The organism is Acinetobacter pragensis, from assembly GCF_001605895.1.
Classification (GTDB): Bacteria; Pseudomonadota; Gammaproteobacteria; order Pseudomonadales; family Moraxellaceae; genus Acinetobacter; species Acinetobacter pragensis.
This window is the reverse complement of sequence record NZ_LUAW01000006.1, coordinates 1-12,855: the sequence shown is the minus strand read 5'-3', so window position 1 is coordinate 12,855 and position 12,855 is coordinate 1. Positions and strand designations below refer to the sequence as shown.

Annotated in this window: 13 protein-coding genes and 4 tRNA genes; all 17 read left to right on the top strand. The window is 47.7% G+C overall.

What is annotated here, in order from left to right; translation table 11 throughout:
- Positions 1–23 precede the first annotated feature (23 nt).
- Positions 24–941: a hydroxymethylbilane synthase gene (gene hemC, locus AZH43_RS01885; protein WP_067665997.1), complete on the top strand. Its 918-nt coding sequence runs from the start codon at positions 24–26 to the stop codon at positions 939–941.
- A gap of 5 nt (positions 942–946) precedes the next feature.
- Positions 947–1,726, top strand: coding sequence for a uroporphyrinogen-III synthase (locus AZH43_RS01880; RefSeq protein ID WP_067665994.1), 780 nt, complete (start codon positions 947–949; stop codon positions 1,724–1,726).
- On the top strand, positions 1,723–2,562 hold the full coding sequence (locus AZH43_RS01875; RefSeq protein WP_067665990.1) for a hypothetical protein: 840 nt from the start codon (positions 1,723–1,725) through the stop codon (positions 2,560–2,562). The genes AZH43_RS01880 and AZH43_RS01875 overlap by 4 nt, the downstream gene beginning before the upstream one ends.
- A gap of 6 nt (positions 2,563–2,568) precedes the next feature.
- Positions 2,569–3,762, top strand: coding sequence for a heme biosynthesis protein HemY (locus tag AZH43_RS01870; RefSeq protein ID WP_067665987.1), 1,194 nt, complete (start codon positions 2,569–2,571; stop codon positions 3,760–3,762).
- 24 nt (positions 3,763–3,786) lie between these two features.
- On the top strand, positions 3,787–4,215 hold the full coding sequence (locus AZH43_RS01865; protein ID WP_067666030.1) for an acyl-CoA thioesterase: 429 nt from the start codon (positions 3,787–3,789) through the stop codon (positions 4,213–4,215).
- A 147-nt stretch (positions 4,216–4,362) separates the two neighbouring features.
- Positions 4,363–4,689 (top strand): H-NS histone family protein, encoded by a 327-nt coding sequence (locus tag AZH43_RS01860; protein ID WP_067665984.1) that lies wholly within the window; start codon positions 4,363–4,365, stop codon positions 4,687–4,689.
- Positions 4,690–4,867: 178 nt separating this feature from the next.
- Positions 4,868–5,611: a type II secretion system protein N gene (gspN, locus tag AZH43_RS01855; RefSeq protein ID WP_067665981.1), complete on the top strand. Its 744-nt coding sequence runs from the start codon at positions 4,868–4,870 to the stop codon at positions 5,609–5,611.
- Positions 5,611–6,462 carry a type II secretion system protein N gene (locus AZH43_RS01850; protein ID WP_067665964.1) on the top strand — a complete coding sequence of 284 codons (852 nt, stop codon included), beginning with the start codon at positions 5,611–5,613 and terminating at the stop codon, positions 6,460–6,462. The genes gspN and AZH43_RS01850 overlap by 1 nt, the downstream gene beginning before the upstream one ends.
- A 38-nt stretch (positions 6,463–6,500) precedes the next feature.
- Complete coding sequence (gene gspD, locus AZH43_RS01845; protein ID WP_067665961.1) at positions 6,501–8,744, top strand: type II secretion system secretin GspD; 2,244 nt, start codon at positions 6,501–6,503, stop codon at positions 8,742–8,744.
- Positions 8,745–8,842: 98 nt separating this feature from the next.
- Positions 8,843–9,583, top strand: a complete 741-nt coding sequence (locus tag AZH43_RS01840; protein WP_067665958.1) for an FHA domain-containing protein — start codon at positions 8,843–8,845, stop codon at positions 9,581–9,583.
- Positions 9,584–9,664: 81 nt separating this feature from the next.
- On the top strand, positions 9,665–10,333 hold the full coding sequence (locus AZH43_RS01835; protein WP_067665955.1) for a phosphoglycolate phosphatase: 669 nt from the start codon (positions 9,665–9,667) through the stop codon (positions 10,331–10,333).
- A gap of 107 nt (positions 10,334–10,440) precedes the next feature.
- The gene (trpE, locus tag AZH43_RS01830) at positions 10,441–11,934 is read left to right on the top strand and encodes an anthranilate synthase component I (protein WP_067665952.1); all 1,494 of its coding nucleotides are present in this window, start codon (positions 10,441–10,443) and stop codon (positions 11,932–11,934) included.
- A 98-nt stretch (positions 11,935–12,032) separates the two neighbouring features.
- Positions 12,033–12,108 (top strand) — tRNA-Thr (locus AZH43_RS01825).
- 54 nt (positions 12,109–12,162) lie between these two features.
- Positions 12,163–12,246: transfer RNA gene (locus tag AZH43_RS01820), tRNA-Tyr, on the top strand.
- Positions 12,247–12,283: 37 nt separating this feature from the next.
- A tRNA-Gly gene (locus tag AZH43_RS01815) sits at positions 12,284–12,359 on the top strand.
- Between the two features lie 17 nt (positions 12,360–12,376).
- Positions 12,377–12,451 (top strand) — tRNA-Thr (locus AZH43_RS01810).
- A 146-nt stretch (positions 12,452–12,597) separates the two neighbouring features.
- Positions 12,598–12,855 (top strand): GTP-binding protein (locus AZH43_RS01805; protein WP_227509766.1); only part of this gene is annotated, 258 nt, incomplete at its 3' end.

Sequence of the window (12,855 nt, the reverse complement as noted above, 5' to 3'; positions counted from 1 at the left end):
ATTCTTACAGCTGTTTAAAATTTATGAAAACCCTGAAAATTGCAACTCGTCAAAGCCCTCTTGCACTTTGGCAGGCAGAGCATATTAAAGCCCGTTTGGAAGCATTGCATGCTGAATTAAAGGTTGAGTTGGTCACTTTTGTCACTCAGGGCGATAAAATTTTGGATACGCCTTTGGCAAAAATTGGCGGCAAAGGCTTGTTTGTCAAAGAACTGGAAGCCGCTTTAATGGATGGACGCGCGGACTTAGCCGTGCACTCCATGAAAGATGTGCCGATGGCCCTGCCGCAAGGGCTGAGTCTGGCCGTGATCTGTGAGCGTGAAGATCCGCTGGATGCATTCGTTTCCAATACTTACAGTCATTTTGATGATTTGCCTCAAGGGGCAAAAGTCGGCACTTCCAGCCTGCGCCGTAAATGTCAGATTTTGAAACAGCGTCCAGATTTAGAAATTATTGATTTGCGCGGCAATGTGGGAACACGCTTATCCAAGCTGGATGCCGGCAATTATGATGCCATTATTTTGGCCAGTGCGGGCTTGAAGCGCTTAGGCTTAGCGCAACGTATTCGTCATACACTCTTGCCTGAAGTCAGCCTGCCGGCAGTCGGGCAGGGCGCGTTAGGCCTAGAATGCCGTGAAGATGACCAGCAGGTGCTGGATTTAATTTTGCCGCTCATGCACGCTGACAGCAATGCCTGTGTACGGGCTGAGCGCGCCTTTAATGCGTATTTGGAAGGCGGCTGCCAAGTGCCGATTGCCGGCTATGCGACTTTGAGTAATGGACAAATTCATTTAGAAGGCCGTGTGGGCAGTGTGGATGGGGTAACCTTACTGAAAGCGGTACAGGTCGGCGCGGCAAGCGATGCAGAAGTATTGGGTGTTGCCTTAGCCAAAGACCTCGTGTCGCAAGGGGCGGATGATCTTCTTAAGGCCCTGTATTAATCGCCATGCTGTTTCTGAACACCCGGCCTGCGGAACGGGCTGCCGCATTGACGCAATTCTTAAAAGCGCATCAGGTGGATGTGCTTGATTTGCCGCTGCTGGAATTGGCGCCTATGCCATGGTCAGAAAGCCTAAAGGCTTTATATGCCGGGCTGGCATCTGTTCAGATTATTGTGGCGGTCAGCCCTTCGGCCGTCACATACGGCATGCAAGGGCTAGAGCGGGCTGGATTGACAGCAGACAGTATTTCGCATGTGCAATGGATCGCAGTGGGAGATGCAACTGCTCAGGCTTTAAAGGATTATGGCTTCAGCAGCCATGTGCCGGAAGTGGAAACCTCTGAAGGCATGCTGGATCTGCCGCTGCTGTACAAATTGGCTCCGAACGTGAAAATTGCGTTTTGGCGCGGTGAAGGCGGCCGGCAATTCATGATGAATTCACTGCATGAGAAAGGTATTGAACTGCTGAATTTTGTGCTGTACTGGCGTAAATGCCCCGAACATGCATCGAGAATTCTTACAAAAAACCTTTTACGCCTGCAGCGCCAACAAGGCTATTGTATGCTCGTGACCAGTGAGGCCAGCTGGCGGAATTGGCAAATGCTGATTGCTGAGCATTCGGAAGTGCTTCATTATGCGCATTTTTTAGTGCTGGGCGAGCGCTTATTTCATTTGTTGGAACAAGACCGGCAAGCGCATCAATATCTATTTCATATTTATCAGTTGAATGATTTGCGAAAGGAATCCATTTTGAAACAAATTGCGGCTGTGCAAGGAACTCCATGAAAAAACTGCTGGTTCTCTTCATTGTTTTAATCGTTCTGTGGATAGCAAAAATCAGTTTTGATTTATATCAGCTTAATGCTGGACAGGGGGCATTGCTGCAGCAGCAAAATGCGCTGGAGCAGAGAAATGCCAGCTTGAATGATCAGCTGGCTGCATTGAGCCGTCAGCTCAGCAAAGCCCAGCCAGATGGAGCCTTGTCGCATGCTGACGCCGTTGCGCTGGAGCAGCCGGTCTTGGCAATGCAGCCGACCGTATTCATAGCGCAGCAGCTGGATTTGGTGGAGTTCGCGCTGAAACAGCAACAATATTCATTGGCCCTGGAAAAGCTGAATCAGCTGAACCAGAATGTCAATTCCTACCCGCTTGCGCCGGCTTTGCAGGGCAGCCTGCACCAAGCCATTGAGAAAGACCGGCAAATGGTGATGCAGCTTATTAATACCCATGCTGAACAGCAGAATAAAATGAAAACAGTATTGGATGCGCTTGATCGGGAAATAGGCAAGGAAATTGAAAATCAATATCAGCATGCCGAGCCGAAAATTGAAAAATCATTTTGGCGGCGCTGGATAAATATTGAATCTGTACAGCAGCCGAATGCCGCATTAATGAGCCGCAGTATTATTTTAAAAGAAGTGCAGCTGCGGTTATTGCTGGCGCAGCAGCTGCTGCAAAAAGGGCAATATATTGCATTTCAGCAGGAATTAACTTTGGTGATTCAAATTTTAAAGCAATTGCCGGATACCAAAACGCAATCTTTTATTCAGCGCTTAAATAGCTTGAAGAAAATTCCAGCCAATACTGTGCCGGGTTTAAATACCCGCGCCTTACTGGGATAATCGCGTATGAAGCAAATTTTACTCGCTTATGCCTTTATCAGTTTATTGGCAGTGGCGCTATTCAGTGTGCTGAGTTTCGGTTATGGTCCAGGTTACGTTTATATATACTGGCGCGACTGGCAAATTCAAACCAATATCTGGTTTTTTTTAATTATATTGGCGTTTTTAAGTTTATTGGCACAACTGGGCTGGCTGGGAATTAAACGGTATTTAAGCCGGGAGCAGCGTAAGCGCGAAAATATTTTCAGTTTCAGCAAGCTGCATCCGTATGAACAATTGGCGGTCATTTGGCTGCTGAATGCAGCGCAGGATCAGCGTCAATTTATTCAGCAGGCATTTACAGAATCCGGTTTGCTCAAAGGCATTATTGATGCGCGGCTTTTTTGGATGCGGCAGCAGTTCGCAGAGGCGCTGGCTGCATTAAATGATGCTAATCCGATGGCGTTTGAATTGGCGGAATTGCAGCGGATAGAAATTCATTTGGCGCAGCAGGACGGTGAAAAAGCCTTAACGCATTTGGAATTTTTAAATCAGCATGAGCTTTCGCCTTGGCTGAAGAATGTCAGTACGGCCTATGATCAGCGTCTAATGGCTTTGTGGGGCGCATTTGCGCTGCAGTTTCCGTGGATGTATTTGCGTTCAACCAAATACGGTCATTTGGATGAACTAACCAAGCAAGCATGGCTGGAACAGCTGCTGGCGGCTTTTGATCAGGCGGATGCCGATAGCCTGCAGCTGCTGAAAGAACGCTATGAGGCCTTAAAGGATCAAGTGTACAGCCGTTCATTCAGCATTAAAGCGCTGTGGCTGAAAGTGCTTTCCAGAATGCCGGAAATGAGCGCGCTGCATGAGCTGCTGGCGGTGCATTTACTGTCTGAACAATTTAATCAAGAAGTCTTCTATTTGTGGTTTCAGCAGCAGCTGCTGAAACAGAATCCTGATTATCCGCAAATTGAACAGCGGATCAATGCTTGGGAAAGCCAATACCCAGCACTGCCTGTATTCAGCTTCGCCAAATGGCACGTCTATACGGCCACAGGCCGCGCTGCAGAAGCGGCGCTCTTGCTGAATCAGTATCCAGATGATGTATTAATGAGTTATTTAAGAATTAAGTCTAATCTGCAGGGACAGGAAGATTTGACCCAACAGTTAAATTTAATTTTTGAAAATAATGCAAATTTTGTAGAAATTAAAATATAACAGCAAAATATTATGGAAAATGGAATGATTGAATTAAAAGATTACTCGGTAATTTATGAACAAAAAGTTGCCTGGGGAGATATGGATTTATTTGGTCATGTAAATAATGTGCAATATTACCGTTATATGGAAAGTGCGCGTATTTGTTATTTTGATGAGCTTAATATCTTTCAGCAGGATGTTTTAACTGTCGTGGCTTCGAATCAATGTAAATATTTGAACCCGGTATTTTATCCCGATCAGCTGAAAATAGGTGTCCGTGTTGAAGAGCTCCGAAATAGTGCAATGCGTATGAGCTATTTAATATGGAGTGTGCAGCAGCAGAAAATCGCCGCAACCGGAGAAGCTGTTATTGTTTGTGTTGATAAAGTGAATATGCAGAAAACAGCCATGCCGGAAATCATCCGTCAAAATATTCAGCAAATTGAATTGCGTGCCCAGCATAATATTTAATATTAATCTTTAATAAAAAATAATTTGTTAAAACTGTAGAAATCTTGTTTTAAACCCGCATATATATATTGAATGTTGCTATATATATAAATATGATGGGCTTGTTTAAAAAGCAAAAGAATACAAACTAGTTTTTAAGGAGTTAATATCGTGCCAGACATCAGTAATTTATCCGTTGAAGAGCTTAAAAAACTGCAAGTTGAAGCTGAAGCTTTAATTGCATCTAAAAAAGATCAAGCGGTTGAAGATGCTTATAATCAAATTTTAGCCATTGCTGAAAATGTCGGTTTGAGCATTGAACAAATTTTAGAATTCGGCGCAAGCAAACGTAAGAAAACAACACGCAAATCTGTAGAGCCGCGCTACCGCAGCAAAGCGAATCCGGAAGACACATGGACTGGCCGCGGCAAACAGCCGCGCTGGCTGGTCGCTGAATTGGAAAAAGGCGCTAAATTGGAAAGCTTCTTAATTTAATTCTGCGTCATTGGGCTGTCATAAAGGCAGTCTAAGGTATGTTGAAATTTATAAAACCAAGCGAGACTGCTTGGTTTTTTTATATCTTTGAATTGGCTGTACAGAAAAAGTGTGCATAATGTGTTTTAAAAGAACTAGAGTTTCAGGGAAGAATAATTGACAGACTGGTTGGGGCGGGATGAGCGATAAGCCAAAACAAATGAAATGGCTGATATTCGCGGTCATCATATTTTTTATCTTTGTTATGCTGCAAGTTCCAGCGGCATGGCTGATTTCTAAATTTTATAAAAATAATCAAACGCTGCAGAATGTCAGCGGCAACATTTGGCGCGGGCAGGCAGACTGGAATAAAGGCCGGCTGAAAGGCTCAATCAGCTGGAAAACCCGTCCTTTGGATTTGCTGCTGCTTCGGCTGGGTGCAGACGTGGAAATTCATAGCGGCAATACGCAGCTGCAGAGTGTTGCGGGATATGGCTTTGGTAAAAAGCTCATTATCAAATCGCTGAATGGCCAGATTGCGCCAGAAACATTGAAATCGCTGGCGGACTGGCAATGGCCGAGCAACTCAATTCAGCTCAAGGATATTTCTTTAAACTATAGCAAGCTTCAAGGGTTCAGTCAGGCTGACGGCCAGCTGGAATGGGCGGGCGGTGAGTTGCTGTATACTTTTTCGCAACGCCAAGAACGCATGAATGTCCCGTCTTTAATTGGCCAATTGGCTGATGATCAAGGCAAGCTGCGCATCGATGTGCGTGACCCGCGGGAACAAAAAATGATGAATCTGCAGCTGGATTCAGAATGGATGCTGGATGTGCAGCTGACTCAGCGCCTATTGATGAATATTCCGTCCTATGACGGTAAGGCCGGCTTAGACACCTATGTCATCAGTTCACGTCAGCCGTTGCTGAAAGGCGGTTTCTAATGCAGGACTGGATAGAAAAGCTGAAGCAGTATGATTGGAAAAATACCGGCCGGCTGGCGCCTGCTGTGCTGGCGCTGCTGATCCTGTGCTTATGCTGGAAGCTGGCATCGATGCTCTGGCTGGTGCTGGCGCCGCCGCAGCCCATGCAGATGGAGCGGGTTGAATTGGGTTCGCAGCAGCCTCAAGTGCCGAATATCAGTTCTTTTGCGCTGTTTCAGGAAGCCGGGCGCTCATCCAGCGCGGATGAACAGCTGAAAATGGTTTTACAAGGCGTGGTCGTCGGTTATCCAAGCCAATTCTCTTCTGCTGTGATTAAAGTCAATGAGACTGCAGAGCGGTATCGGGTGGGTGAGGCCGTGGAAGGGTCATCATATACGCTGGCCGAGGTCTATTGGGATAAAGTGTTTTTGCGCAGTGCCAATGGGGCAGTGCGTGAGCTGGCGTTCAAGGGCATTGAAAATGGGCTGAATCAGCCGATTGTTCCGAATAACAGCGCCGCAGCGCAAATGAACACTGATGCGCAGCAAGGCAATTCAGGCAGCAATCAAACCCAAAGCGCTATTGGACAGGCGGTGCAGCGCATGCAGGAAAACCGTGATCAATATCTGCAGGATATGGGTGTCAGCGCCGCTTCCGGCGGCGGGTTTGAGGTGACAGCGCGAACACCGGCGGCGTTAAGAAATAAACTGGGTCTGCAGCCGGGCGACCGTATTGTGTCATTGAATGGGCAAAGTGTAGGCGCAGGCCAAACTGAAGTGCAATTATTAGAACAGGCTCGCCGCGAAGGTCAGGTGAAGCTGGAAATAAAACGGGGTGATCAAGTGATGACCGTACAGCAGGATTTTAAGTGATGTGTCATCACCTAGCAGGTTGGGAAGCATAAGAGTTCATGGCTTTATTAAATAATAATCGTGCTGTATTTGCGGCATATGCTTTAGCGCCCTTGGTGGCTATGGTGAGCACGGCAAGTTATGCGCAGACTTGGAAAATCAATTTGCGGGATGCGGATTTAACTGCATTTATTAATGAAGTGGCGGATATCACGGGCAAGAATTTTGCAGTTGATCCGCGGGTTCGCGGCAATGTCACGGTTATTTCAAATAAGCCGCTGAATAAAAGCGAAGTCTATGATTTGTTTTTGGGGGTGCTGAACGTCAATGGCGTTGTGGCGATTCCGTCAGGCAATACCGTAAAGCTGGTGCCGGACAGCAATGTGAAAAGTTCTGGCATTCCCTATGATGCCCGCCACCGCGCAACAGGTGACCAGATTGTGACCCGGGTGATTTGGCTGGAAAATACCAATGCTAATGATTTGATTCCTGCCTTGCGGCCTTTGATGCCTCAGTTTGCGCACTTATCCGCTGTCGGCGGCACCAATGCATTGATTGTTTCGGATCGAGCCAGCAATATTTACCAGCTGGAAACCATTATCCGCAATTTGGATGGCACGGGGCAAAATGACATTGAGGCCGTGACCCTGCAATCAAGTCAGGCCGAAGAAATGATTGGCTTGCTGGAGTCCATGACCTCCACCGGCGTTTCAAAGGATTTGAAAGGTTCACGCGTCCGCATCATTGCGGACAACCGCACCAACCGAATTATCATTAAAGGCGATATGCAGTCGCGCAAACGTATCCGTCAAACGATTGAAATGCTGGATGTGCCGCCTGCAGACCGCTTAGGCGGACTGAAAGTCTTCCGTTTGAAATATGCCAGCTCTAAAAATTTAGCAGAAATCCTGCAGGGGCTGGTGAGCGGACAGGCTGTTTCATCATCGGCCGGCTCAAATTCATCTGGATCAAGCTCAGGCTCAAGCTCCAATAATTCCATCAGCAGTATGCTGAATAATTCGAATTCAAGTTCCAGCAGCTCATCCTCGGGAACCTCGTCAGGGATTAATCTGAACTCGGGGTCGAGCAATGCAAATGAAAACAGCATCAGCAGCTTCAGCGCCAACGGTGTCAGCATTATTGCAGATACGACGCAAAATTCACTGCTGGTGAAAGCGGACCCGCAGTTGATGCGGGAAATTGAATCAGCCATTTCACAGCTGGATACGCGCCGTGAGCAGGTCTTGATTGAGGCGGCCATTATTGAAGTCGAAGGCAATGATACTGACCAGCTGGGCGTGCAGTGGGCGCTGGGAGATTTGAACAGCGGCATTGGCCTGATTAATTTTGATAATATTGGTTCGAGCCTTAAAAATATTGCAGCCGGTTATCTGACTGGCGGGGCAGCGGGGGCAGGCAGCGCCATCAGTGCGGGTACGTCTCTGGTTTTAGGCGACTATAAAGAAAGCGCTGACGGATCCCGTAAACTGTATGGCGCAATGATTCAGGCGCTGAAAGAAAAAACCAAATCCAATCTGCTGTCCACACCGTCTATTCTGACCATGGATAATGAAGAAGCCTATATTGTTGTCGGCGAGAATGTGCCGTTTGTGACGGGTTCTGTGAGCACATCCGGCGGTACTGCCAATCCCTATACTTCAATCGAGCGTAAAGATGTCGGCATTACCTTAAAAGTGGTGCCGCATATTGGTGAAGGCGGTACCGTTCGATTGGAGGTGGAGCAGGAGGTTTCTGATGTCAAAGCCAATAAAGGCGAAGCATCTGACTTGGTCACCAGCAAGCGCGCCATCAAAACGTCTATTTTAGCTGAACATGGGCAGATTATTGTTCTGGGCGGCTTAATTTCTGATAACACCGCCTATACACGGCAATCTGTTCCCGGTTTAGGCGCTATCCCCGGGCTGGGCCGCTTATTCCGTTCTGACGGCAAGTCAAATACCAAACGCAATCTGCTGATTTTTATCCACCCAACGATTGTGGGGGATACCAAAGATGCGCGAAAACTGTCACAGCAGCGCTACAGTCAGCTGTACAGCTTGCAGCTGGCGCTGGATGATGATGGCAATTTCGCTAAACTGCCGGAAAATATCGAAGATATTTATCAGCAGCGCGTGCCGGTCTCCCGGCTTCCGGTGAATCAGGGTAAAGCGACGTATCAAACGGTGCCGTCCGGCGGCGCACAGCTTCCGGCTGTTCAGACGACGCCAGTGGCGATAGAGCCGGCAGTCAAGCGGCAGGTGATTGCCGTACCGAATGGGACGGGACAGACATCGGCGCCTTAAGATTTTGGGGCTGGGATGCAAGAGTTACGGAACATGCGGTTGATGAATTTAGACAGCAGCATGTATGATGAAGTCAAAATCAGATAGAGAATCATTTCATGACTTGGAAAATACAAGGCATTAGCGGTGAGCTGACAGGGCAGGAAATCAGTATCGACCGCGATATGCTGGTTGGGCGTCATCAGACTGCCGATATTGTCTTGCAGCAGGCAGAAATTTCCCGCAAGCATGCGGCCTTTCATTTAAAAGATCAGGCGCTGTGGGTGCAGGATTTGAACTCGTCGAATGGCACATTTGTCAACGATGTACGGGTGGAAAATGAAGCGCTTTTGAAAGACGGCGATATTGTTCAATTTTCTAGCTTAAAATTTTCCGTCCTGCAGCCCGCACAGGCTGTTGAAATTGATTCTGATCTTCAGATTCCTGCTGCAGCTGCAGAAGAAAATACATCCGCTAACGTGCAGGCTCCTGCATTTGATGCAGCCGTACAGCCATCCGAGGCGGTTGCTGTATCAGAAACTGCTCAGGCAGCGCCGCTTGTGAACAGCCCGGCGCAGCAAATGAATGATCAGGGCATGCCTGCATTGCAAGAGCGTCATGAGGGAGTGCAGCTGAGCCGTGACGGCATGCCGCAAAATGTCGCTGTGCCAAAACCTGCGCCGATTCCAGAAGGTGTTGATATCAGTGCAGTAAAGCCTGAGTCTGCGCCAACGCCAGTGGAACAGCCTGTGACTAGAGTTGAACAGGAAAAAGAACAGCAAAAAAATGCCTCCGTGGGCTTGATGAGCTTGATTGTGATTATTATTTTGGCCATATTGGCTTGGCTATTCTTTAAATAAGCCATGCTTGGACTGCAATCAGGGCATGCAATCGCATGCCTTAATTGTTTGAGCTGTAAATCAATAAAAATGAAGGTGAATATGTTTAATCTGAATTTGGCGGAAAAACAGCTGATTTTATTTGATCTGGATGGAACGCTGGTCGACTCCGCCGCAGATTTATACCGCGCCATGAACATGAGCCTTAATGCGCTGCAGCTGCCGCCAGTCACCGAAGCGCAAGTGCGGGTTTGGGTCGGCAAGGGGACATCCATATTCTGCCGCAGTGTTTTAGAGCATTTGACCGGCGCTGTTGATCCGGCGCAGCATCATCAGCTGCTGGATACATTTTTAAAAATTTACAATGCGGATCCTTGTGTGGACACTGAACTGTTTCAGGGGATCCGCGAGTTCTTGGATTGGGGTAAAGCGCAAGGGAAGACGCTGATTTGCGTGACCAATAAGCCGGAACAGCCGGCGCGCATGATTGTGGATGCACTGGGGATTTCGCATTATTTTGCTGATGTAATCGGCGGTGACCGTTTTGAAGAACGCAAGCCGCATCCGCGCCAGCTGCTGCATTGCGCGGACTATTATCAAACCGAAAAGATTCAGATGCTGATGGTGGGTGATTCATCCAATGATGTAGAAGCGGCCCGCCGTGCGGGTATCGATTGTATTGTGGTCAGCTATGGCTATAATCATGGTGAAGATATTCAAGATTGCCAGCCGCAGCGTGTGGTGGATGATCTTCGTGAATTGCTTGCGTAATTAAGTGCATTGAAGGAATAAACATGAGCAGCAGAATGGTTTTTCGATGGCGAAACTCAGTCCAGCAGCCGAACACCACTGAATAACGCTATATATAGAGAAACCGCATGACCACGCAAAACCAATTCGATCATTTAAAAGCGCAAGGCTATAACCTCATTCCTGTTTACCGTCAGCGTTTGGCGGACACAGAGACTCCACTATCTGTTTTTGCCCGTTTAAAGGCGCATAAGCAGGCCTATTTATTTGAATCTGTGGAAGGCGGTGAAAACTGGGCCCGCTATTCTATTATCGGTTTGGGCGAATCGACGGTTTTTTCCTGCAATGCAGGCGTGCTGACGATTAAGCAGGCGGACGGCTCAGTAGAAACTCAGCCATGCGCTGACCCTTTTCAGTATATCCGTGATTTTCAATCGCAATACCGGGTGCCGACACAGCAGGACTTGCCTGCGCTGCCAAGCTTTACAGGCGGTCTGGTCGGTTATTTCGGCTATGATGCGGTGCGCTATATTGAGCCGCGCTTGAACAATGTTCCGGAAGCGGATCCAGTCGGCTTGCCGGATATTTGGATGATGCTGTCTAAAACAGTCATTGTGTTTGATAATTTAAAAGATACGCTGTTTCTGATTGTGCATGCGGACAGTGCGGATGAAGGCGCCTACAGCAAAGCCCAAGCGCAGTTGGATGAGCTGGAGGAGATTTTGGCTGTTCCTGTCAGTCTGAAAGCGCAAAAGCATTCGGCGCCGCATTTCGAATCGTTAACAGGCCATGACAATTTTATCGCCTCCATTGCGAAAGTGAAAGAATACATTAAAGCTGGCGATGTGATGCAGGTGGTGCCCGGCCACCGCATGGTTTCGGATTTTGATGGCGATCCGCTGCAGGTCTACCGCGCGCTGCGCCATCTCAATCCGTCACCTTATCTATTTTTGGTGCAAGGGCAGACCTTAGAGAATGATGAGCCGTTCCATATCGTCGGATCTTCACCTGAAATCTTATCGCGTCTGGAAAACGGCATTGCGACGGTTCGCCCTTTGGCCGGCACACGCCCGCGCGGTAAAACCAAAGAAGAAGATTTGGCGCTGGAGCAGGATCTGCTGTCGGATGAAAAAGAGATCGCAGAGCATTTGATGCTGATTGATTTGGGCCGCAATGATGTGGGGCGTGTTTCAAAGATCGGTAAAGTTCAAGTGACTGACCGGATGGTTATTGAGCGCTATTCACACGTCATGCATATTGTTTCGAATGTGCAGGGGGAAGTGCGCGATGATATTGACGCTTTAGATGTCTTTAAAGCCACTTTTCCGGCAGGAACGCTTTCCGGCGCGCCCAAAATCCGCGCCATGGAAATTATTGACGAAGTTGAGCCGGTCAAACGCGGTATTTTCGGCGGCGCGGTCGGCTATTTGGGCTGGCATGGTGAAATGGACATGTCAATCGCCATCAGAACCTGCGTTATCCGTAAAAATAAGGTCTATGTGCAGGCTGGCGCAGGCTTGGTTTATGACTCAGATCCTGAATCTGAATGGAATGAAACGCAAATAAAAGCTCGCGCAGTGATCAAAGCGGTTGAATTATCGTCAAACGGATTGATTTTATGAGTTTTTGACAGATTTTTTGCAAAAAACACTTGCAAGGATTCTGAGTTTTGCTAAACTGCACACCGTTCCGATACGAAACGTACGAAACACTAAGAAACGCCGGCATAGCTCAGTTGGTAGAGCAACTGACTTGTAATCAGTAGGTCCACAGTTCGAATCCGTGTGCCGGCACCATCTTAGGATGTTAAGTAAGAAGTAGAAGAATAGCACTGAAGTAAGTGTAAAAATGGTGAGGTTCCCGAGCGGTCAAAGGGGGCGGACTGTAACTCCGCTACGAAAGTTTCGAAGGTTCGAATCCTTCCCTCACCACCAATTTTAAGACTTTAAAAGTGGTTTATACCAACATCGTGCGGGAGTAGCTCAGTTGGTAGAGCGGCAGCCTTCCAAGCTGCATGTCGCGAGTTCGACCCTCGTCTCCCGCTCCATTGAAGTTCTTATATTTGCTCTTATAGCTCAGTGGTAGAGCACTCCCTTGGTAAGGGAGAGGTCTCGAGTTCAAATCTCGATAAGAGCTCCAGATTACAGTTTAGTAGATTATCTACAAAGTTTTAAAAAAGCAGGCTTATTAGTCTGCTTTTCAAGTATTTGGTGTCTGATTTTTTAGGCGATGTGTCGATACCGAGTTGTTTGTAACTGTGTTCGACGTAAACGAGGAAAATAAACATGGCTAAGGCTAAGTTTGAACGTAATAAGCCACACGTTAACGTGGGCACAATCGGTCACGTTGACCATGGTAAAACAACTTTAACAGCTGCAATTGCAACTGTATGCGCGAAGAAATTCGGCGGTGAAGCGAAAGATTACGCTGCAATCGACTCTGCACCAGAAGAAAAAGCGCGCGGTATTACAATTAATACTTCTCACGTAGAATACGATTCTCCAATCCGTCACTACGCTCACGTAGACTGCCCGGGCCACGCC

What these genes read in the sequence shown, in the direction of transcription:
- hemC (WP_067665997.1), top strand. Translation starts at nt 24, where the DNA reads ATGAAAACCCTGAAAATTGCAACTCGTCAAAGCCCTCTTGCACTTTGG.
- AZH43_RS01880 (WP_067665994.1), top strand. Translation starts at nt 947, where the DNA reads ATGCTGTTTCTGAACACCCGGCCTGCGGAACGGGCTGCCGCATTGACG.
- AZH43_RS01875 (WP_067665990.1), top strand. Translation starts at nt 1,723, where the DNA reads ATGAAAAAACTGCTGGTTCTCTTCATTGTTTTAATCGTTCTGTGGATA.
- AZH43_RS01870 (WP_067665987.1), top strand. Translation starts at nt 2,569, where the DNA reads ATGAAGCAAATTTTACTCGCTTATGCCTTTATCAGTTTATTGGCAGTG.
- AZH43_RS01865 (WP_067666030.1), top strand. Translation starts at nt 3,787, where the DNA reads ATGATTGAATTAAAAGATTACTCGGTAATTTATGAACAAAAAGTTGCC.
- gspN (WP_067665981.1), top strand. Translation starts at nt 4,868, where the DNA reads ATGAGCGATAAGCCAAAACAAATGAAATGGCTGATATTCGCGGTCATC.
- AZH43_RS01850 (WP_067665964.1), top strand. Translation starts at nt 5,611, where the DNA reads ATGCAGGACTGGATAGAAAAGCTGAAGCAGTATGATTGGAAAAATACC.
- gspD (WP_067665961.1), top strand. Translation starts at nt 6,501, where the DNA reads ATGGCTTTATTAAATAATAATCGTGCTGTATTTGCGGCATATGCTTTA.
- AZH43_RS01840 (WP_067665958.1), top strand. Translation starts at nt 8,843, where the DNA reads ATGACTTGGAAAATACAAGGCATTAGCGGTGAGCTGACAGGGCAGGAA.
- AZH43_RS01835 (WP_067665955.1), top strand. Translation starts at nt 9,665, where the DNA reads ATGTTTAATCTGAATTTGGCGGAAAAACAGCTGATTTTATTTGATCTG.
- trpE (WP_067665952.1), top strand. Translation starts at nt 10,441, where the DNA reads ATGACCACGCAAAACCAATTCGATCATTTAAAAGCGCAAGGCTATAAC.